17 protein-coding genes are annotated in these 21,576 nt (G+C 72.4%); 13 read left to right on the plus strand and 4 right to left on the minus strand.

Annotation, left to right across the window (positions count from 1 at the left end; genetic code table 11):
• Positions 1–128 precede the first annotated feature (128 nt).
• Complete coding sequence (locus tag ACZ5WK_RS12465) at positions 129–1,028, plus strand: MBL fold metallo-hydrolase (protein WP_465547315.1); 900 nt, start codon at positions 129–131, stop codon at positions 1,026–1,028.
• Positions 1,029–1,201: 173 nt separating this feature from the next.
• Here ACZ5WK_RS12465 and ACZ5WK_RS12470 read toward each other — a convergent pair whose 3' ends face one another.
• The 3 genes from ACZ5WK_RS12470 to ACZ5WK_RS12480 form a co-directional block, all read right to left on the minus strand.
• On the minus strand, positions 1,202–1,585 hold the full coding sequence (locus ACZ5WK_RS12470; protein ID WP_465547316.1) for a VOC family protein: 384 nt from the start codon (positions 1,583–1,585) through the stop codon (positions 1,202–1,204).
• 251 nt (positions 1,586–1,836) lie between these two features.
• Positions 1,837–2,034 (minus strand): hypothetical protein, encoded by a 198-nt coding sequence (locus ACZ5WK_RS12475; RefSeq protein ID WP_465547317.1) that lies wholly within the window; start codon positions 2,032–2,034, stop codon positions 1,837–1,839.
• A gap of 328 nt (positions 2,035–2,362) precedes the next feature.
• Positions 2,363–4,003, minus strand: coding sequence for an ATP-binding cassette domain-containing protein (locus tag ACZ5WK_RS12480; RefSeq protein WP_465547318.1), 1,641 nt, complete (start codon positions 4,001–4,003; stop codon positions 2,363–2,365).
• A 313-nt stretch (positions 4,004–4,316) separates the two neighbouring features.
• On the opposite strand from ACZ5WK_RS12480, the gene ACZ5WK_RS12485 reads away from it, so the two are divergent.
• The 11 genes from ACZ5WK_RS12485 to ACZ5WK_RS12535 all read left to right on the plus strand — a co-directional run bounded on the left by ACZ5WK_RS12485 (position 4,317) and on the right by ACZ5WK_RS12535 (position 17,484).
• Positions 4,317–5,573 (plus strand): hydroxymethylcytosylglucuronate/cytosylglucuronate synthase, encoded by a 1,257-nt coding sequence (locus ACZ5WK_RS12485; protein ID WP_465547319.1) that lies wholly within the window; start codon positions 4,317–4,319, stop codon positions 5,571–5,573.
• A gap of 66 nt (positions 5,574–5,639) precedes the next feature.
• Positions 5,640–6,629, plus strand: coding sequence for a cytosylglucuronate decarboxylase (gene blsE / locus ACZ5WK_RS12490; RefSeq protein ID WP_465547320.1), 990 nt, complete (start codon positions 5,640–5,642; stop codon positions 6,627–6,629).
• A complete protein-coding gene (blsF, locus tag ACZ5WK_RS12495) occupies positions 6,617–7,567 on the plus strand; it encodes a CGA synthase-related protein (protein ID WP_465547321.1) in 951 nt (316 codons plus the stop codon). Before blsE ends, blsF begins: the two co-directional genes overlap by 13 nt.
• A gap of 183 nt (positions 7,568–7,750) precedes the next feature.
• Positions 7,751–8,917, plus strand: a complete 1,167-nt coding sequence (blsG, locus tag ACZ5WK_RS12500) for an arginine 2,3-aminomutase (protein ID WP_465547322.1) — start codon at positions 7,751–7,753, stop codon at positions 8,915–8,917.
• Entirely contained in the window at positions 8,914–10,095 is a 1,182-nt protein-coding gene (locus tag ACZ5WK_RS12505; RefSeq protein WP_465547323.1) for a DegT/DnrJ/EryC1/StrS family aminotransferase, read from the plus strand. The genes blsG and ACZ5WK_RS12505 overlap by 4 nt, the downstream gene beginning before the upstream one ends.
• Positions 10,092–11,333: an ATP-grasp domain-containing protein gene (locus ACZ5WK_RS12510; protein ID WP_465547324.1), complete on the plus strand. Its 1,242-nt coding sequence runs from the start codon at positions 10,092–10,094 to the stop codon at positions 11,331–11,333. Before ACZ5WK_RS12505 ends, ACZ5WK_RS12510 begins: the two co-directional genes overlap by 4 nt.
• Before the next feature lie 81 nt (positions 11,334–11,414).
• The gene (locus ACZ5WK_RS12515; protein WP_465547325.1) at positions 11,415–12,644 is read left to right on the plus strand and encodes an MFS transporter; all 1,230 of its coding nucleotides are present in this window, start codon (positions 11,415–11,417) and stop codon (positions 12,642–12,644) included.
• Between the two features lie 158 nt (positions 12,645–12,802).
• On the plus strand, positions 12,803–14,686 hold the full coding sequence (locus ACZ5WK_RS12520) for a hypothetical protein (protein ID WP_465547326.1): 1,884 nt from the start codon (positions 12,803–12,805) through the stop codon (positions 14,684–14,686).
• A 27-nt stretch (positions 14,687–14,713) separates the two neighbouring features.
• Positions 14,714–15,334 (plus strand): class I SAM-dependent methyltransferase, encoded by a 621-nt coding sequence (locus tag ACZ5WK_RS12525; protein ID WP_465547327.1) that lies wholly within the window; start codon positions 14,714–14,716, stop codon positions 15,332–15,334.
• Between the two features lie 88 nt (positions 15,335–15,422).
• Positions 15,423–15,941: a nucleoside 2-deoxyribosyltransferase gene (locus tag ACZ5WK_RS12530; protein WP_331742173.1), complete on the plus strand. Its 519-nt coding sequence runs from the start codon at positions 15,423–15,425 to the stop codon at positions 15,939–15,941.
• Positions 15,942–16,116: 175 nt separating this feature from the next.
• Positions 16,117–17,484: a M1 family metallopeptidase gene (locus ACZ5WK_RS12535; RefSeq protein WP_465547328.1), complete on the plus strand. Its 1,368-nt coding sequence runs from the start codon at positions 16,117–16,119 to the stop codon at positions 17,482–17,484.
• Between the two features lie 127 nt (positions 17,485–17,611).
• Here ACZ5WK_RS12535 and ACZ5WK_RS12540 read toward each other — a convergent pair whose 3' ends face one another.
• Positions 17,612–18,559 carry a helix-turn-helix transcriptional regulator gene (locus ACZ5WK_RS12540; protein ID WP_465547329.1) on the minus strand — a complete coding sequence of 316 codons (948 nt, stop codon included), beginning with the start codon at positions 18,557–18,559 and terminating at the stop codon, positions 17,612–17,614.
• 516 nt (positions 18,560–19,075) lie between these two features.
• On the opposite strand from ACZ5WK_RS12540, the gene ACZ5WK_RS12545 reads away from it, so the two are divergent.
• Positions 19,076–21,547 carry an RICIN domain-containing protein gene (locus tag ACZ5WK_RS12545; protein ID WP_465547330.1) on the plus strand — a complete coding sequence of 824 codons (2,472 nt, stop codon included), beginning with the start codon at positions 19,076–19,078 and terminating at the stop codon, positions 21,545–21,547.
• Positions 21,548–21,576: the final 29 nt, after the last annotated feature.

Here is a 21,576-nt window from a genome sequence, read left to right on the forward strand (position 1 = left end):
CCCCGCGCCAACGACCGCCGACCGCCGACCGCCGACCGCCGACCGCCGACCGCCGCGTTAACGAACAACTCCGCCAACGCCACGCCAACGACCACCTCCACCGACAAGAGCAAAGGAAACGACGGACCATGCAGACTGCCGCCGCCACGCCCATCCCCTCCTGGACCCTGGGCGAGGTCACCGTCCACCGCATCGACGAGGTCCTCCTGCCGCCCGCGACCGGACCGTGGCTGCTGCCCGACGCCACCCCCGAGGTGGTGACCGGCCAGGACTGGCTGCACCCCGACTTCGCCGACCGCGAGGGAATCCTGCACCTCGACAGCCACAGCTTCGCGTTCACCGTGGCCGGGCTGCGCGTCCTCGTCGACACGGGCATCGGCAACGGGAAGGAGCGGGCCAACCCCGCCTGGCACAACCTGCGGACGGACTACCTGGACCGCCTGACCGCCGCCGGCTTCCCCCCGGACTCCGTCGACCTCGTCGTCCTCACCCACCTGCACGCCGACCACGTCGGCTGGAACACCCAGGAGGTGGACGGAGCGTGGATCCCGACCTTCCCCAACGCCCGGTATCTCACCTCCCGCGCCGAGCGGGAGTTCTGGGCCGCCTACGACATGGACGAGGCCCGCCAGCAGATGTTCCGCGACTCCGTGACGCCGGTCGAGCAGGCCGGCCTGCTGGACCTCGTCGACGTCCCTGCCGGGGGCATCGCGATCGCCCCGGGCCTGCGCCTGCTGCCCACGCCCGGACACACCCCCGGCCACGTCGCCGTCGAGCTGACCAGCCACGGTGCGACGGCGCTGATCACCGGCGACTGCATCCACCACCCGGTCCAGCTCGCCCACCCCGCCATCGGCGCCTGCGTCGACATCGACCCGCGTCTGTCCGAGGCCTCCCGCCGCGAGCTGCTCGCCTCCCTCGCCGGCACGGACACCCTCGTCCTCGGCACCCACTTCGCGCCGCCCACCGCCGGCCGCGTGATCACGCACGGGGACGCCTACCGGCTGACTCCCGTGCCCGCGGCCTGACGGCCCGCCCGTTACGGCCGCCCGCCCGGCCGAACCGGCCCGTGGCTTCCGGCACGCGGGCCCGCCGATCGCCACCCGGATTCCCGTCTCACTGCTCCGCGAAGGCGGACGAGCGCCTCCGACCGCCCCGAACGACCGAACGACCGGACGACGTGGCGCCAGGACGCACGTGGTCAGAGGGGCTTGAGCCGGGTGCGCAGGAGGCAGAATTCGTTGCCCTCCGGGTCGGCCAGGCAGTGCCAGCTCTCGGTGCCGGTCTGGCCGACGTCGACGGGCCGTGCACCGAGAGCGAGCAGCCGCTCCAGCTCGGCGTCCTGGTCACGGTCGGTGGCGTTGACGTCGATGTGCAGTGGGAGCTTCCCGGTCCGCGGGTCGCTGCTCGCGCTGAGGACGAGGGTGGGCTGCAGGCCGCCGAAGCCGGCGTCGGGCGGCCCGATCTGGATGCTTCCGTCGTCCTCCCGGTCGAGTTCGACGTAGCCGAGCACCTCGCTCCAGAAGGCGGCGAGCCGCTCGGGGTCGGCGCAGTCGATGACCAGTTCACTGATGCGGCATGCCATGCCCGCCAGTGTAGGTCGGCGGCCCGGGAGTCCGTCGTCGGCCTCGTGCCCAAGGGCAACGCCCTACGGGATCGCGAACTGCCGACCACCACGCGCGAGCGCAACGCGGCGCGCCTCTCGCGGTCGGCGATCCGATTCGCGGCGTTCGCGGATGGTGTCGGGGATGCCTCGACGTCGCAGCAGCCGACGGATCGGCCCGGGTCAGCCCGCCACGGGCCATACCGGGTCAGGCACCTCCGCCGGCCACACGATCAATCAGTGGCGGAGTCCTGGCCCGGATCGGGCACAGGGGTCGGCACGAAGAGGCTCAGCCGATAGGTGGTCGGCTGCACCAGACGCCCACAGAAGGTGTCCATCCGCACCGCCGTCCAGTCGATCTGTCTGTCCGTCGCCCGGAGATGCTGGATGTGAGCGCGCCATTCCGACTCGTCCTGGGTCTCGAAGAGCACGTCCCAGCTACCCGCGTCAGGTGCGAAGCGATCGGCGGCCCGCCGTATCTCGTCCTGCCGCTGACGCCTTCTCTTCCGCTGCCCTGGCATAGGCCCAGCATCGCTCGCATCCACCGTCGCAGCAAGGCAATTGCCATGCGGCTCCCCCCGGTCGACTCGCCCGGTCGGCTGTCGGGGGGTGCCCGGCTCTACGGTCTTCCCGTGATCGACGGCCACGCCGCCGTGTACGAGGGCGGCCGGGACCGGAGCCCGCTTCGACGCGGACGAGCCCGGCGGCGGCGCGTCCGCGTTCGGCCGTTGCGCAGTCAGTCCGAAGGGACTGCTCGGGTCAGCCGCGAACGCGGCTGACCCGACCCTCGTCCCAGACCGGTTCGTCCGCCTCCACCACCTGGCCGTCGGCCCGGAAGACGAGGAAGCGGCTGAACACCCGGGCGAACCAGCGGTCGTGGGTGACCGCCACCACCGTTCCGGTGAAGGCCGCCAGGGCCTGTTCCAGGGCCTCCGCCGAGATGAGGTCGAGGTTGTCGGTCGGCTCGTCCAGCAACAGCAGGGTCGCCCCAGCGAGTTCCAGCAGCAGGATCTGGAAGCGTGCCTGCTGTCCGCCCGACAGGGTTTCGAAGTTCTGGCGGCCGGCGCCGGCCAATCCGTAGCGACTCAGGGCCGACATGGCGCGCTCCAGGTCCAGCCCGGCCCGGTCGCCCTCGCCGGCGCCGAGGATGTCGGCCGGGGTGCGGCCGGCCCACTCCGGGTGACGGTGCGTCTGGGCGAACAGTCCTGGCCGTACACGTGCACCGAGCCGGCATTCACCGGTGCGCGCCACGGTCGCGGCCGCGTCCCCGCCGGCCTCGTCCAGCAGGCGGAGGAAGTGGCTCTTGCCGGATCCGTTCGAGCCGAGCACGCAGACCCGGTCGCCGAAGAACACCTCCAGGTCGAACGGCCGCATCAGCCCGGTGAGTTCCAGGTCGCGACAGGTGATCGCCCGAAGGCCCGTCCGGCCGCCGCGCAGGTCCGGCACGACCCGCTGCCGGCGTGGCGGCGCGGGCGGCGGCCCGACCGCCTCGAACTTCGCCAGCCTGGTCTGGGCCGCGTGGTACCGCGAGGCCATCTCGTCACTGATGGACGACTGTTGGCGCAAGGTCCTGACGAGGTCCTTGAGCTGCTCGTGCTTCTCGCTCCAGCGCTGCCGCAGCTCGGCCGCGCGTTGCCAGCGGGCCTCACGGGCTTCGCCCCAGGTGGCGAATCCGCCGCCGTGGGTCCAGGCCGTGCCGCCCTCCAGTGTCACGACCTGGCCGGCCGTCCGGCTCAGCACCTCGCGGTCGTGGGTGATCAGCAGCACACCCTGCCGGGTCTGGGCGAGCTGCTCCTCCAGCCAGCGCTTTCCCGGGACGTCCAGGTAGTTGTCCGGTTCGTCGAGCAGCAGCAGTTCGGCCGGGCCCCGGAGCAGGGCCTCCAGGACGAGCCGCTTCTGCTCGCCGCCGGACAGTGTCGCCACCTCCCGGTACTGCGCGATCTGGAACGGGATGCCGAGTGCGGCGACCGTCACGGTGTCCCAGAGCACCTCGTAGTCGTACCCGCCGGTCTCGCCCCAGTCCACCAGCGCCTGGGCGTAGCGGAGTTGGGTGGGCTCGTCGTCGGCCTCCATCATGGCGAGCTCGGCCGCGTCGAGGGCGGCGGCCGCCGCCCGGAGCGGCGGTGGTGCGACGGTGAGCAGGAGGTCCCGGACGGTGCGGTCGTCGCGCAGGCTGCCGATGAACTGCGGCATGACCGCAAGGGCACCCTGACTGCGGAACGACCCCTGTTGTGCCGGGAGTTCGCCCGCGAGGGTGCGCAGCAGCGTGGTCTTGCCCGCACCGTTGTCGCCGATGAGCGCGACCGTTTCGCCGGCGGGTACACGGAAGGAGACGTCGTGGAACAGCTCGCGACCGTCGGCGAGAACGTGACCGAGGCCGGTGGCTTCGAGATAGCCCATGGGAGCGGATCCTAGTCGCCGAACGCTCGGTGGGCGATTCAATTCCCGCGCCTCTCCGATGGATCCGTCTCCCGCTTGACCCATCGCCAACTATTGCTCATCGGATCATATCCAGTAGCTCGATCGGGCTATTCACTCGTCAGCCTGAACGCTTCACCAAATGCCTTGCCCGAACCGGCCGTATACACAATGGTTGTGCCCGAAGGAAGCCACCAGGCGGGCCGTTCACGCCCTCCCGAGGCGGCTCTGCCTGCGTGCGTGCGTGGGCGTCCGAAGCGTGGCCGGCCCTCCACGGAAATGCGAGAGACAGCCGATGTCATCCCCCGTCACCCCGCACTCCACGGCCCTCGCCCCGGGATCCGCACCGGTCACCGTCGCACTCGTCGGGGCGGAATTCGGCTGGGGCAGTTCGGGAAAGCTCAGCGCGGTGCTCTCCGCCCTGCGGGACCGCCCGACGACGCCTCCACTGCGCTTCGTCGGGCTGGCGTCGGGGCTGGGCCGCCCGCTGCTCGCCGAGCACACGGTGGACGACTGGCACGACCTGCCGGACGATCCCGACCGGTCGGCCGCCGCGGTCCGGGACGTGGTGCGGTCGCAGCAGGTGCGGGCCGCCGTGGTCGTCCTGGACGGCGCGGCGGCGCAGGCCCTACTGGCCGCAGGAGTGCCCACCGTGTTCGTCGACAGCCTGCCCTTCCTCTGGTCCGAGGGCGACCGCTCCGCACTGCCCCTGGACGCGACGGTGTACTGCGCCCAGAAGAGCGTCGAGCTGCCGCCCGAGTGCCTGGACGTCCTGGCCGACGCCCGGGGGCTGCACTGGGTCGAGGCGGTGATCGCCCGGCGCCGCGCCGCGGAGCCGCAGCGCGGCGCCGGACGGGGCACCGGCCGCCCGTGCCGCAAGGCACTGATCAGCCTGGGCGGTCTGCGGGCACCGAGGCTCGACGATCCCGGGCACTACCCGCGTCTGGTCGTCCCGGCCGCACTCGAGGCCCTCGCCGCCTGCGGGGTCGAGGAGGTGCACATCGCCGGCAACCTGCCCGCCGACCTGGCGGGCCGGCTCGTCGACGCGGCGATCGCCCCGCCTCGGACGACCACCGGACCGCTCACGCACGGCGCGTTCCTGGACCGGCTGGACGACTGCGACGTCCTGCTCACCTCGCCGGGTCTGACCACCCTGCTGGAGGCGGGCGGGATGCGCGTCCCCACCGTCTGCCTACCACCGCAGAACCTCAGCCAGATCTTCAACGGCCGGTACCACAGCCAGGCGCTCGGGGCCGGGCTGCGGGTGCCCTGGCCCAAAGCCGTGCTCGCCGAGGACGAGGCACTGGCGCTCCGCTCGGAGGGCGAGGACAGCGCCCTCGAACTGATTTACGGCGCGATCGCGTCGGCGGCGCAGGGCGATGACCGCCCAGCCGTCGGCCACGCCCTGCGCGACGGCGTCCTGGAGGCACTGCGCCGGGCCGCCGGGGTCGACGACTGGGGCGCGCTCACCACCGCGATCGGCACCGGCGGCGCGGCCCAGGTGGCCGACGCCCTGCTCGGTGTCCTGGGCGCGGCGGATCCGCGCTCCTGACCCGCGCACTCCCGCCACCCCACCCCGTCCACTCGTCCCGTGAGTCGCCTGGAAGGTCTCCACCCCGTGCGTGCCCGTGATCGTTACCTCTTCATCAGGATCCTGGAAGCCTGCAACGCCGACTGCTTCATGTGCGACTTCGCCCTCTCCCGCGACACGTTCCGCTTCTCCCGGGAGGACTTCGACGACCTGCTGCCGAAGGCCAGGGACGCCGGCGTGGGCTATGTCCGGTTCACCGGCGGCGAGCCGCTGATGCACCCGGACGTGGTCGAGCTGGTGCGCGCCGGGGCGGCCGCGGGGATGAAGATGTCCCTGATCACCAACGGCTCGCTGCTGCCCAGGATGGCCGCCCGACTGGCCGCGGCCGGCCTGGCCCAGGTGATCGTCAGCCTGGACGGCGCCTCCGGCGCCACCCACGACGTCTACCGGCGCTCCCCCGGCATGTTCGACAGCGGGCTGCAGGGCCTGCGCGACGCCGCCGCGCTCGGCGTCCTGCCCAGGGTCAACACCGTGGTCGGACCGCACAACTACGCCGAGATGCCACGGCTGCAGGAGGTGCTGACCGAGGCGGGGGTACAGCAGTGGGAGCTGTCCGCGCTCAAGCTCGACCGCACGATCACCTACCCCGACGCCGATCACGTCCGCAGCGTCTGCGATCCGATCTACGACGCCGACCCGGCCACCGTGCTGGTCCCGATGGGCAAGCGCTTCTACGGCGACACCCCGCAGGAGCAGGAGCGGTACTTCACCCGGTCCGTCACCCCGCGCGCCGCCGAACCGCTGTGCCACGTCGCCGACGACGTCATCTACGTCGACGGCAAGTACGGGCGGATGTTCGCGTGCAGTTGCATCCCCCACCGGGAGGGCGACGACGGGCCCGGGGGTGCCCCTCTGCGGGAGCAGGGGGTGATCCGGCTGGACACCCCGGTCTTCCGGGCGCACGCCGACTACTTCCGTGATCGCGGGCCCGAGGTGTGCAGCGGGTGCTCCACCACTGCCGCCGGATACAGCGACGATGTGGCGCGACTCGGGTCGGTGGGCGCATGGCACTACTGACCTCCGCCCGGGAGTCCCCGGCAACGCCGGGCGGTCGCGCCGCGCACGCCCCGCGGGTCCTGCTGAGTGCCCGCGAGGACCAGCTGGACTCGGTCCTCGCCCTGCGCCGGGTGGCCGCCCACCTCGGCGACCTCCGCCGGACCGACCCGTCCGAGCTCGAACCGCCACCGGTCGCGGCGCTGGTCTGCGACGACGCGGTGGCCACCGAACGGCTGCTGGGCTTGGGCGTGCCGGTGGTGCACCTCGGCTCGGGCCACCCCGGCCCGCCCGCAGCGGAGGCTCCGCCGGGGCGTGCCGTCGGACGGCTCCACCGGCCCGGGTGGCTGCCGCCGTCCGGGCCCCTCCCCCGCGGTACACGGCCGACCGGGGTGCTCGCGCCGCAGCGCACCGGTCGGAGCCGGACCCGCTCGGGCACCCTCCTGCTGCTTTCCCTGTGGGACGTACCCGAGGCGGACGCCGAGGCCTTCGCGACCGGGGCACTACGGGGGTGGGCCGAGGGGGCGCTGCACCGCACCGGAAACTGCACCGTGGTCACCGACACCGGGCTCGACCTCCTGCGGTCCGCCCTCGGCAGCCTCGCGGAGCATCCGGATGTCCGGGTGCACCGGGCCGCCGGGGCCGACGTGGACGCACTCCACGCCGATTCCGCCGTGTTCCTGGCCTCACCGGTCCTCGGGGCGCTCACACTCGCCCAGGCGCGGCGGGCACCACTGGTCCTGCTGCCGCCACTCGGGGCCGCCCAGCGGGACTTGGCCGACCGGCTCGCCGAGGTCCTGCCGCTGCCCCCGGCGGAGGATCCGGCCGACCCGGGTGTGTGGGCACTGCCCGCCGACGCCGCTGCCGGGCCCTGGCACCTGCTCGACACGGCCCTGGACGACCTGCGCGGCGCGCAGCGGGTCGCCCGCACCCTCCGTCAGCTCGCGCTCGCCCCGATGTGAGCCCGCCGTGTGCCCGACGTCCGCCCGACGTCCCCCCGCCGCGGCCCCTGCGTGGGCCCGCCCGTTCAGCCGTCCCGACACCGCCACCAACCGTCACCCCGCCCACCGACCGTCAGCCTGCTGGTCCGACCGCACCGGTCGCGGCCACCCCGTCCACGTCGTCCGCGTCGTACTGGAGCCGCCATGTCCGACACACTCCGCGAGTCCACGGCTGCCGCCCGCCCCGAACTGATCCGCCCCAGGGTCCCGGAGACCGACTGGGACGACTGGCGCTGGCACATGCGCCGGCGCATCACCACCGTCGACAAGGCGCGGCAGTGGATCAACCTCAGCTCCGACGAGGAGACGGCCATCGCCGGGGTGGCGGGCAAGTACCGCTGGAGCGTCACCCCGTACTACGCCTCGCTGATGGACCCGGACGACCCCGACTGCCCGGTCCGGCAGCAGGCGGTGCCGGCGCTCGGCGAGCTGATGGAGTTCCCCGGCGCCGAGGTCGACCCGGTCGGGGACACCTACTACCGCAAGACCAACCGGGTGGTGCACAAGTACCCGGACCGGGTGATCATGCTGATCACCGAGGCCTGCCCGGTCTACTGCCGCCACTGCACGCGCAAGTTCCACACCACCGACGTCGACGGCACCTACTTCCGCGACGACGAGGGCGGCTCCTACGACGAGGACCTGCGCTACATCGCCGACCACCCCGAGATCCGGGACGTCCTGCTGACCGGCGGCGACCCGCTGTCCTACCAGGACGGCAAGCTGGAGGAGATCATCGCCGGCCTCCGGGCGATCCCCAGTGTGGAGATCATCCGGATCGGCAGCAGGTTCCCGGTGCTGCTGCCGCAGCGGATCACCGAAAGCCTCTGCTCGATGCTCTCCCGCTACCACCCGGTCTGGCTGAACACCCACTTCAACCACCCGAAGGAGATCACCCCGGAGGCCGCGGCGGCGGTGGACCGCCTGCTGCGGCACGGGATCCCGGTCGGGAACCAGACGGTGCTGCTGCGCGGGATCAACGACGACGTCGCCACCATGCGCACCCTGATGACCGAGCTGCTGCGGATCCGGGTCCGGCCGTACTACCTCTACCACTGCGACAACGTCACCGGGGTCTCGCACTTCATGACGTCCGTGGAGAAGGGCTGGGAGATCATGGCCGGCCTCCAGGGCCACATCACCGGGTTCGGCGTCCCCCAGTACGTCCTGACCACGAAGATCGGCAAGATCCCCATCGCGCCGCCCTCCTACACCCAGATCCCCGAAGGCCTGCTGCTCCGCAACCACCGAGGCCAGGAAATGGTCGTCGACGGTTCGGCGCAGCCGATCACGGAGTCCGACACGGCATGAGCTCACTCGACAAGCGGCTCGGGCAGCGTTTCCTGCCCTACGGAGCGAACTACCTCGACTGGTCCGACATGTCGGAACTGCAGAAGGTGATCGAGCACCAGGTCCTGTTCCGCTACCAGACCGAGACCGAGAGCATGGCCTCCCGGCTGGAGCGGACGGCCGCCGAACGGCTGGGTGCAGGCCACGCCCTGGCCGTCCACAACTGCACGGAGGCACTGAGGCTGGCGCTGATCTCCACCGGCCCCGCCATCGGCGACCTGGTGCACATCCCGGCGGTCACGTTCGTCGCGGTGGCCGGCGCGGTGCTGTCGTGCGGCCTGATCCCCGTGCTGGTCGACGCCGACGACTCACTCTCCATGGACCCGACGCTGCTGCCGCCCGACGCCCGGCGGGTGATCACCGCCCACATGGAGGGCACCGTGGCACCGCTGCCGGCGGATGTCCCGTACCTCATCGAGGACTGCGCCCAGTCCCTCGGCGCGCGTTTGCCCGACGGTCGGTACGTCGGGACGGCCGGCTACGCCGGGACGTTCAGCTTCCACCACAACAAGGTCCTCACCTCGGGCGAGGGCGGGCTGGTCCTCACCAATGACGACGACGCCTGGGCGACCATGCGCCGCTACCACGACCACGGCTCGGCGCGGGTGCCCGGCCACTACCCGACATGGGACCAGGACGCCCACTTCGGGGAGAACTTCGTGACCAGCGAGCAGGTCGCGGCCGTCCAGTGCCAGCAGTTCCGGCACCTCGACGAGCTGCTCGCGGGCCTGGAGCGGATGTACGCCATCGCCATGGCCGAACTGCCCGACCGGCCCGACCTGGAGGTCCGGCCCCGGGCCGCCGGGGACGTCAAGGTCAGCCTGCGTTTCCGGTGCGAGAGCAAGGAGCTGCGGGACGCCGCGGTGACCGCGCTCACCGCCGCCGGCATCGCCAACTGGACGCTCGGGAAGTACCTGCTGCCCGAGCACCCGGTGCTCGCCGGCCGCCGTTCGCTCTACCGCGACGGCTTCCCCTGGAACCACGCCCCCGAGGGCCCGCTCGCGCTCAGCCGCGACGGCTTCGCCCGGACCAGGGACCTGCTGGACCGCACCCTGTGCGTGCCGCTCTCCCCCGAGCTGCCCGAGGAGGAGCAGGCCCTCGCGGCCAAGACCGTCCGCCAGGTGCTGGAGGCGGTGTGACCGACGCCGAGACGCTGTTGATGGTGGACGACCGGCCCTCGTCCTTCACCCGCTACGCGGCCCGGGAGCTGGCCGACCGGCTGGTCCTGCTGCGGTTCGCCGAGACACGCCTGGACCTGCCGGAGGACTACCTCCTGGAGACCGCGCACCTGCCCGCCTTCTGGGTGCGTGAGGGCGTGCCGGCGGAGGAGGAGGCGAAGCGGTACCGGGAGTGGGCGGCCGGGCTGACGCTGCCGCCGACCCGGTTCTGCAACCCGTCGGAGCCCCGCCAGGCCGTGGCCCAGCGGTTCGCGGCGCTCGCCGGCCTGCCGCACCTGACCGAGCAGCAGGTGACCCTCGTCCGGGACAAGGCCGCCATGAAGGCCCGGTTCCGGGAACTCGGCCTGCGGACGGCGGAGTTCACCCGAGTGTGGTCGAGCGCCGAGGTCGAGCGGTTCGCCGGGCGGCACGGCTGGCCGGTGGTGCTCAAACCGGTGGACTCGTTCGCCTGTGTGGACACCTACCGTCTCGCCGGGCCCGGTGACCTCGCCGGGATCGACCTCACCGCACGGCAGTGGATGGTGGAGGAGCACCTCGGCGGTACCGAGTGGGAGGTGTGCGCGATCATCCTCGGCGGCGAGGTGCTGGACGCGTGGCCGAGCGCGATGCCCTGCCGACCGCTGGACATCGTCGACGGCGCGATGAACGCCAACATCAGCGTCGGCACCGGTGAAGGGCCGCCGGTCGACGTGCGGGCGCTGGTCCAACGCATCGCCACCGGGATGGGCATCGACCACGGGTACGCCCACATGGAGTTCTTCCTGATCGACGGCGAGGTGTACGCGGGCGAGATCGGCGTACGGCTCGCGGGCTGCGAGATCCCCGCCAACCACGGCCACGCGTACGGCTTCGACGTGTTCGGCGCCACCCTGGCGGTCTACCTCGGCCGCCGGCCCGAGCTGGACTACCGCGAGCGCCGCTGTGCGGGCGACCTGCTGCTGCCACTGCCCGGCTCCGGGACGATCCGGCGGATCACCTCCCGGGAGGAGCTGCTGGGGATGCCCGGCGTCGTCGACGCCGTCCTCAAGGTCCGTGCCGGTGACCGGGTGGCGGCCCGCCGGGCCTCGCACAACGCCTCGGGGTACGCCCACGTCGTGGGAGGGTCGGTCGAGGAGGTGGAAGTCCGCATGCGCGAGGTGCTCGACCGCTTCGCGATCGAGGTGGTGCCGGCTCGGGAGGCCGGTGTCGTCCCCACCTGATCCCGCCGTGCCGCCCGCCCGCGCAGCGGCCCGGCACCCGACTCCGCCGCCCCGTGCGGCCACGGAACGGAGAACGACCACGTGACCAGCGGCCTGCCCCGTCGCTTCCTCGATCTGCTCACACGCCCCCGGGTGGCCGGGGCGGCCTGGTGGAGCGTCGTCTCCAGGCTGCCGGTCTATCTGATGTCGCTGGCAATCGTCCTGACCGTCCGTGAGCAGGGCGGCAGTTACGCCCAGGCCGGTCTGGTCGCCGCGCTGTACACGCTGGGGATGGCCCTCGGCAGCCCGCTGATCGCCCGCCACCTCGACCGTCGCGGCCGGGCGGCGGTGCTGACGGCGACCGCCGTCGCCTACCCGGTGGCGCTCACCGTCCTGGTGTGGTTCACCCACCCCGGCGGCTGGGCACAACCCGCGGCGGCGGTCCTCGCCGGGGCGGTGCTGCCGCCCGCGAACGCCTGTATGCGGTCGCTCTGGGCGCGGCTGCCGCTCCAGGAGGAGGAACGCGAGACCGCCTACCTCTGGGAGGCGCTGCTCACCGAGGTCCTGGTGATCGGCGCCCCGCTGATCCTGGCAGCGCTGATGCTGGTCGGCTCGGCGGGCCTGGCGCTGACGACGGTCGCGGTGCTGGGCGGCGTGGGCACGCTCGGGCTCGCGTACACCCGGCTCCCGGTCGGCACCGAGGACACCGCAGTGGCCGCTCCGAAGGAGCCGCGCCACCCGCTCGGACCGCTACGGGAGCCCGCCCTGCTGGCCCTGACCGGCATCATGGCCCTCTCCGCGGTGCCCATCGGCCTGCTGACGCTGGCCATCCCGGCCTTCGTCGACCGGCACGGAGCCCCGGGCGGCGCGGGCGTGGTCTACGCCTGCTGGGGGGTCGGCAGCGCCCTGGGCGCCCTCTGGCTCGGCCGCTCCCAGTCCCGGGTGGCCCCCCAGGTGCGCTTCCCCCGGCTGCTCCTGGCGTACGCCCTCGGGACGGGCCTGACCCTGCTCGCCGGTTCCCCGGTGGGCCTCGCGGTGGCCCTCGCGGTGGGCAGCGCACCCATCGCCCTGGTCTCCGCCAGCGAGATGACCCTGGTGAGCGGCATCGCCGACGGCCGCTCGCTGGCCGAAGCCTTCACCTGGGCCTCGCTGGCCACCGTCCTGGGCGACGCGCTGGGCCAGCAGGCCGGCGGGCTGCTGATGGACCCGCTCGGGCCGCGCGCGGTGTTCGCCGTGGCGACCGGCACCGCCTTGGCCGCCGCCGCACTGGCCTTCGCCTGCCGGGGGCTGCTGACCCGGCGCGCGGTGCCGGTGGTGGAGTGTGCGGCATGACGGCCGGGCCCACCACCCGGGACCCGCCGGCCGGCCCGTCGACGCACCGCCTCATCAGACCTGTCGCCCCCGGACGCCAGGCTGACCCTCATCGGCTCGCGCGCCGAGCCGCTCCCCTTCCCCCGCCCTCCCGGCGCGGACCACACGAGGTGTCCACCATGAACGCTGCCCCCACCGACCAGCGGCCCGACCTGCCGTCCGGACCCGCCCCCCTGTTCCGTCCGGTCACCCGGGACCAGTTACCGCAGGCCGTCCGGGAGTTCCTGGCATCCCCCCAGCTCCTGCCGGTGCCGGTCCCGACCGAGGACCGCGCCGATCTGGCGCAGAGCGTCGAGCTCGCCGGTCGGCTGTACGGCGGCCTGCGGCAGCCGCACCCGCTGGATGTCGGGATCGTCCTCGGCGCGGCACAGCTGCCCGAGGGGCTCGCGGACCTCGCCCGCCCGCTCGCCCGGACCTGGGTGGCCGAGGAGGAACTGACGGACGTCGCGGCGTTCCAGGAGCGGCACAGCGGTTCGCTGCTGCTCGTCGGCCGCTACGACCGCCTCACCCTCGACCCCGTCCGGGCCCTGCTGCTGGCCACCTACCGCGGCCGACCGCACGGGCTGACGCTGCTGAGCGGCCGGGACGACGCCTCGGTCGGCTGGAACGTGGCCAAGCAGTACGCGGAACCGGCGCTCGACGTCGACGCGCTGGGCCTGTTCACCGACACCGACCGGCCGCCCCGGCTGCCGGGTGTCCAGGTCTTCGACGACCGTGACTTCGACCGCGAGGACATCCAGGCCCAGATCCTCGGCACCCGCTGGCGGCGGGTGGCTTTCCAGGGCCACGGCAAGGACGACAGCGTCAACCTCGGCGAGTTCACCATCTGCGGCCTCAACGGCTCGGCCCCGGCCGTGCCCGGGCTGCTCGGCCCGCGCTGCGCCTACGGGCTGCCCTGCTACAAGCCGGAGGACAAGCTCGTCCCGCTCAACCGGGTGGAGGCCGTGGAGCTGGTGCTCAGCGCGTGCAACAGCGGCCCGCTCGCGGACCTCGCCCTGTACGACCCGAAGTACCAGCTGCTGCTGAACGCGCTCGACGGCCCGGCCCGCACGGTGGTCTCGGCCGTGTCGGTGCACGACACCGACCGCCCGGAGAACGTCGCCTGGATGCACGGCGCCCTGGTCGGCGCGGACTCCGTCGACACCCTCAACGCCAGCCTGGCCGGCTCCCACCCCTACCCGGCGTTCATGCGCTTCGGCCTGCCAGGAGCACCGGAGGACGCCCCGCCGCCCCCGGCCCCGGCGGACCACCGCCCCGACCCGCTGCTGCTCACCGTGGGCGCCCGGCTCACCGCCTACCTCGCCTCGGAGCTGCTGCCGCACAACCACCCGCTGCGGCCGCGGCTGACCAAGCTGGCCCGGAAGGTCGACCTCTGGGTGGCCAGGCCGACCCACCTCGCCGACCAGTCGCCGGACCAGATCCGCGCATCGCTCACGGCGGACCTGCAGTCCCTCGACCACGTGATCACCGAGCAGGTCGCGGCCAACCCCGAGCACGAGCTGATGAACTACCCGGCACACTTCGGCGACCGGAGCAGCCTGGACCCGCAGGTCCGCGAGGTCACCTGCCCGTGCGGGCGCCCCGCGCAGGAGTTCACCCGGCGGGGCCTGCTCCCGCACGTCCTGGACACCACGTGCGTCGTCTGCATGCGCTGCGGCGACGTCACCTTCCAGCTCCCGGACGCCCCCACGCTGCTCGCCCACGCCGCGGACGAGGTCGAGCAGGGCGGGGTGCTGGAGGTCCGGGCGCTGGTCACCGCGCCCCGGACCGGCCCGGTCCGGCTGGGGCTCTTCGTCCCGGGCTACCTGCGCGAGGACACCACGGTGGAGCCGGTCACCACGAGGCTCCGGCTCACCGGCGGTGACGCCGAGGAGGTCGCGTTCCGCGTGCGGTTCGCCGCCGACACCGCCCCGCAGGCCTACTACTTCACGGTGTTCGCCGTGCAGGACCTCGCCGTCTCGACGGCCCGGCGCCACTTCGGGGTCGTCCCCGTGAGCGCCTGACCCACCCGCAACCCCCTAGGGAGAACCATGGAGAGCCAGACCAAGCCCGCGATCGAACTGATCGAGCAGAACGGCGAGGTGACCCTCAGCATCGGCGGCGAGCAGGCCATGCAGGCCTGGGAGCGGGACTTGATGTGGGCCAGCGCCGACATGCTCTGCGAGTACGGCCGGGACTTCTACGAGGTGGGGCTGGGCCTCGGCCTGTCCGCGCTGCGGATCGCCGGCAACCCGGCGACCCGACGGCACACCGTGCTGGAACTCTTCGACGAGGTCGAGGACCTCTTCCGGGCCCGGCACCCCGAGCTGCCCGACAACCTCACCGTCGAACGCGGCGACTTCTTCCAGCGGATCTTCGAGCTGCCGTCCGAGAGCATCGACGGAATGTTCTTCGACCCGGCCCTCGACATGGAGGTCTGGACGGACGCCGAGCTGTGGGTCAGGACCATGCCGGAGGTCGTCCGGGTGCTGCGTCCCGGCGGCGTGTTCATCCCGTTCTTCAGCACCAAGCCGGAGCTGCGCTGGCAGTACCTCCCGCACTTCCGCCGGATCCGGGTCGAGCGGCACCCCTTCGTCGCGTACGACACCACCGAGTACACCCACGGCGGCACCACCGGCGACGCCTTCATCCAGTGCTTCCTCAAGGACTGACCCCGGCACGCCGCCTTCAGCCCACGCCCGCCCGCCGGTCGGCCCTCACCCGACACCCGGTCACCGGCGCTGCTCCGGAGGTATCCCCATGGCCATCACACTGCCCCATGACTCCCGCCCCGACCTGGGCATCCGTTCGATCTTCCTCGCCGGCCCGTTCATCCAGCTCCTGGACCCGGAGACCGGAGAGATGCCGGCCGATGCCCGGGCCCCGTTCGACGTCCTGATCAAGCACTTCGAGGCGCAGGGGCTCTCCGTGCACAACGCCCACCGCCGCGAGGCGTGGGGTGCGGACCTGATGCGGCCGGATCAGTGCACCAAGCTCGACCAGGACGAGATCCGCAAGGCCGATGTCTTCGTCGCCCTCCCGGGCCACCCGGCCTCCCCGGGCACCCACATCGAGATCGGCTGGGCCAGCGCGTTCGACAAGCCGATCGTCCTGCTGCTGGAACGCGGCCGGGAGTACACCTTCCTGGTCCAGGGCCTGCACACGGTGGCCTCGGTGGAGTACGTCGTCCACACCGACATCGCCGCCTGCCTGCCTGCCGTCGACCGGGCAGTGGACCTGGCGGTGCTGCGGCAGCGGGAGGGCAACGGCGGTCGGTGACCGGCGAGCGCCCGGGCTCCGGCCTCGGCCGGAGCCTGAGCGGAAGCCGGAGCCGGAACGGAAGCGGAAGCCCGAGCCGGAACGGAAGCGGAAACCGGAACGGAAGCCGAAGCAGGAGCCGGAACGGAAGCCTCCCGCACCCGGCCCTGCCGCCGACTCCCGAGGAGGAGAACCGATGAACAAGTCCGCCCGGCTCCTGGCAGCCGTCCTCGCGTGCCTCGCGCTGATCGCCACCACGTCGGGCGGCTCGCGACCCGGCAACGGGCGGCGCGCCGAGCCGGCCCGGACGCCGGCCGCGGCCGTCTACGTGGCCGAGCTGACGGGCGACTCCTCGGGAGGCAGCTGGTCCGGGCACGAGCGGGTGACCTTCGGCAACGTCTCGGCGGAGCCGCTCCACGAGGTCTTCCTGAGGCTGTGGGGCAACGCCCACGGAGGCTGCACGGCACCGTCCGTCACCGTGACACACCTGGTCGGCACCGCCGCGGACGACCTCTCGGTCGGGTGCACCGCGCTGCGGATCGCCCTGCCGGCGCCGCTCGGTCACGGCGGGCGCCACACGGTCGGCTTCGACCTCACCATCCGGGCTCCCGAACGCACGGACGACGCCGACCGGTTCGGGCGGCACGGGGCGTACAGCTACTTCGGCAACGCCCTGCCGGTGCTCGCGGTGCGGGACGCCACCGGCTGGCACCTCGACCCGTTCACCGACACCGGGGAGTCCTTCTACACGGTGGCCGCCGACTTCACCGTCGTACTGGACCATCCGGCCGCCCTGGGGGTACCCGCCACCGGGAGCTCCTCCGACACCCCTGGCGCCTCCGGACGGACCGTCACCACGGCGACCGCCCGGCAGGTGCGTGACTTCGCCTGGGCCGCAGGCCCGTTCGACACCGTCTCCGGAGTCTCCGCCGACGGGGTCAGGGTCAACGTCCACACGGCGGCCGGCGTCGGCGCGGCGGACGCGCGGGCGATGCTGGCCACCGCCGAGTCCGCGCTGGACGCGCACGGCCGCGCATTCGGCGCGTACCCGTACCCGGAGCTGGACGCCGTCCTGGACAACGCCCTCTGGTTCAGCGGCATGGAGTACCCGGGGTTCGTCCTGGACCGGGTGAACACGACCGCACTCGTCCACGAGATCGCCCACCAGTGGTGGTACGGCATCGTCGGGGACGACCAGTACCACCAGCCCTGGCTGGACGAATCGTTCGCCGAGTACGCCACCGACCTGGCCGGCGGCCGGGACGGGGCGGACTGCTGGAGCGCCGTCGTGTGGTCGTCGCCGCAGGAACGGATCACCAACGGCATGGCGTACTGGGACGAACACCCGGCCCGGTACGGGGTCGTCGTGTACGACTACGGCGCGTGCGCGCTGCACGACCTAGGGCGGCTGATCGGAGCCGACGTGATGACCCGCCTGCTCCGCGACTACGTGCGCGAGCACCGGTACGGCGTGAGCAGCACTCCCGCCTTCACGTCCGCCGCCCAGGCCGCCACCGCCGAGGACCTCACCCCGTTCTGGGCCGCCCACCGGATCGACGCCTGACCGACCGGCCGTGGGCGGGCGGCCCGGAGCCGCCGAGAGTCACCGTCCCGGCCAGGACGCACTGTCCGGACCGCCGCCGGCTCCCCGGCCACTGCGGTGACGCCCCGGCCTGGGCGGGGCTCCGCCCTCAGAGCCAGCCGCGACGGCTGGCCTGGACGCCGAGCTGGAAGCGCGTCCGCGCGCCGAGGACCTCCTGGAGGCGGGTGATGCGACGGGCCACCGTCCGTTCACTGACGCCGATCTCGCGGGCGATCGACTCGTCGGTCAGACCGCCGCTGAGGTAGGTGAGCAGTTGCCGGCTCTCGACTCCTGGAGCCGTCCCGCTGTCGTCCCCGGTCTCGACGGCGGCCGGCAGCGGGACGGCGATCTGCCAGAACGACTCGAACACCCCGATCAGCGAGTCGAGGAGGTCCGATCGCTGCACGACGATGTGGTGCCGGCGGTCCCAGTCGCTGGACGGGGGGCACACGAGCGCGAACCGGTCGTCGCAGATGCCCATGTTCAGCGGCACCTCGGGAAAGACGCGGGCTCGTTCCCCGAGGTCGATGGAGGTCTGCACGGCCTGTCGGGCGGCCCCGTCCCGCAGCACCCGGGACCCGTAGACGACCGTGCACGTCACACCGCGGGTCAGCGCCTCCCGGCAGCCGGGGGCCAGCATGTTGGGTTGTGCGGATCGGCCGGTGAACCCGATGGTCAGGCCGCGCACCCGGTCGGTGGCCTCGTCGTAGAGCCGCCGGACGAGTGCACTGCGGGCCGCCTCCGTCCGGGCGACCTCGATGTAGTCGGCTCCGTCGGCGTGGTGGTGGTCGCGCCAGAAGCGGGACAGTTCCTCGACGCCGTCGTGCAGGGCGGCGAGTTCCTTGCTGCGCCTGTCCACCACGACGTCCAGCGCGGCGCGTGGGGGGCGGGCGACCAGCCGTGTGCCGTCCGGTTCCACCAGGCCGAGGCCGGTCAGTTCGCCGATCGCCGTGCCCATGGCGTGCGAGGTCACCCGCAGGGCGCCGGCCAGTTCGGCAGGGGCCAGCGGGCCGCGCTCGACGAGGAGGAGGTAGGCGTTCTCGGCCGTCTGGCTCATACCTATGCCATGAAGCGAATACACCTCTCGATCGTCTCACGAGGCCGACCGGATCCGGCGAGCGAGGCTGTCGTCTTTCCGCCATGCCGGATTCTGCCAAGGCGAAATCGTCGCCGGCGGTTCGGCCCCGCCGCACACTCTGCATGCGGCATCGCCGACCGCTACCCGCCGGCCCGAGCTGCAGCCTGCCCTCCCGCTGCGTGGTGGAGCCGTCGGCGCACCCCCCTCGACCTTCGTGCGGTCGGTCCAGGCCGGTCGAGCATGAGAAGGGAGCGTCGTCTCCTGACATCCCCTCGGCAGACGAAAACGCGCACATATCTGTTCAGTCATGTTGACTTCTGTGTAATCGCGCTTCATATTGGGCGAAATTGAGCGCTCACACCGCCGCCGGCCCGGCATCGGGCTCCGGCGGGCGCTCAACCCGGCCCACCCGACCGGGACATCAGAGGCCCATGCGTTCCATCCCGTTGCGATCCCTCCGCGACAGGACCCCCACCCATGGAACTGGAGCATTCCGTGCGATCACTTCCCCGCACCCTCAGAGGCGGGGCCACTGCGCTGGCAGCGCTGGCCCTGGGCATCGCCGCCACCTGGACGCCGACCCTGGCATCCGAAGCCCAGGCCGCGCAGCCGCAGCATCAGCAACAGCGGATCACCATCGACGGATCGTCAAGTGGCCTGGCTTTCGACGGACTTGGGGCCATCAGCGGCGGCGGCGCCACCTCGCGGCTGCTGGTCGACTACCCGGAGCCGCAACGCAGCCAGGTGCTCGACTACCTGTTCAAGCCCGGCTACGGCGCCGCGTTGCAGATGCTGAAGGTGGAGATCGGGGGCGACGGGAACTCCTCCGACGGCCCCGAGCCCAGCCACATGCGCACCCCCACCGAGGTCAACTGCGAACGCGGTTACGAGTGGTGGCTGATGGAGCAGGCCAAGGCGCGGAATCCGGACATCACGTTCTACGGCCTGGAGTGGGCTGCGTCGGGCTGGCTGAACGGCGGCGTGTGGTCCCAGGACAACATCACCTACATCCAGTCCTGGCTGGGATGCGCCGAGAGCCACGGCCTGAAGATCGGCTACCTGGGCGGCTGGAACGAGAACGGCTACAACAAGGCCTGGTACCAGACCCTCCGCGCCGCCCTCGACAGCAGCGGTCACGGCGACACCCTGCTGGTGGCGTCCGACAACGACGACGAGAACTGGTCGGTGGCGGACGACCTGGCCGCCGACCCCGCCTTCAACAAGGCCGTCGCAGCCGTCGGCCTGCACGGTGTCTGCTGGCACTCGACCCCGGCCTACACCGCCTGCCCCGGCAGCGCCACCGCGAAGGGGCTCGGCAAGCCGCTGTGGGTCGCCGAGGACGACGTCGACAGCTACGGCTCCCAGCCGGCGGCGCTCGCCCGCAACCTCAACCGTGAGTACATCGACGCCAAGGTGACCTCGGACATCAAGTGGGCGCTGGTCAGCTCCTGGCCCTCGAACCTGCCGTTCGCCGGGGCCGGCCTGATGGCGGCCGACCAGCCCTGGTCGGGCAACTACGCGGTGAGCCGCAACATCTGGGCGATGGCCCACACCACGCAGTTCGCCCATCCGGGCTGGCGGTACCTGGACACCTCGGTCGGCTACCTGTCCGGTGCCGGTGTCAACGGCGATCCCCACAGCGGCAGTTACGTCACCCTCAGGTCCGGCCAGGACTACAGCACCGTCATCGAGACCACCGACGCCACCGCCGCGAGGACGGTCGACTTCACGGTCACCGGCGGCCTGTCCGGCGGCGCGGTGCACGTCTGGGCCACCAACATGAACAGCACCGACTCCTCCCAGTGGTTCGTCCACACCCAGGACGTCACCCCGCAGCGCGGAGCCTTCTCTCTCACGCTCCAGCCCGGCTACGTCTACACCGTGACCACCACCACCGGTCAGGGCAAGGGTGACGCCGTCGCGCCGGCGGCGAAGTCGTTCCCGCTGCCCTACCGGGCCGACCTGAGCACCCAGCAGGCCGGGGTGGCAGGCCGCTACTTCCACGACTGGGCGGGCGCGTTCGAGACCGCACCCTGCCCGGCCGGGGCCGGCACCCCGATGTGCCTGCGCCAGGTCCTCACCCAGGCGCCGCACCCGTGGCACTCGGACATGAACTACACCCCCGCCACCCTGCTGGGAGATCCGGCCTGGAGCAACTACCGCGTCAGCACGGACGTCCTGCTCGAACAGGGCGGCAGCTCCGCCGAACTCCTCGGCCGGATCGACCACGTGGACCACGACCGGTCCGCCTACCACCTGAAGATCGACGACGCCGGGACGTGGCGGCTGTCCACCGAGAACCGCTCCGGCACGGACACGCTGCTGGCGAGCGGCAGTTACCCCGGCGCAGGCGCCGGGACCTGGCACAACCTCGCGCTCGCGATGCAGGGCCCGTCGATCACCGCGTCCGTCGACAACGTCGAGGTGGCCGCCGTGACCGACGCGGGCCACGTCGTCGGCCAGAGCGGTCTTGCCGTCGGCGGCTTCCAGCACGCCGACTTCGCCAACCTCGCCGTCACCCCGCTCACCGGTCCGGCGGTCACCCCGGTCACCAGCGTCAACAGCGGCAAGTGCCTGGACGTGACCGGTGCCTCCGGCGCCGACGGCGCGCCGGTCGTCCAGTGGGCCTGCGGTCCGGGCAAGGCCAACCAGCAGTGGACGCTCGTCCCCGTGGCGGGCACCGGCGCCGTCCAACTGATCTCCGTCAACAGCGGCAAGTGCCTGGACGTGACCGGCGGCTCCAGCGCCGACGGCGCGCCCGTGGTCCAGTGGGCCTGCGGTCCGGGCAAGGCCAACCAGCAGTGGACGCTCGTCCCCGTGGCGGGCACCGGCGCCGTCCAACTGATCTCCGTCAACAGCGGCAAGTGCCTGGACGTGACCGGCGCCTCCGGCGCCGACGGCGCGCCGGTCGTCCAGTGGACCTGCGCCACCGGCCGGACCAGCCAGCAGTGGGCCACGACGCAGTAGCCGCGACACCGCCGTCCCGATTCACGACC

The sequence above is a fragment of the Kitasatospora sp. NPDC032757 genome, assembly GCF_055579305.1.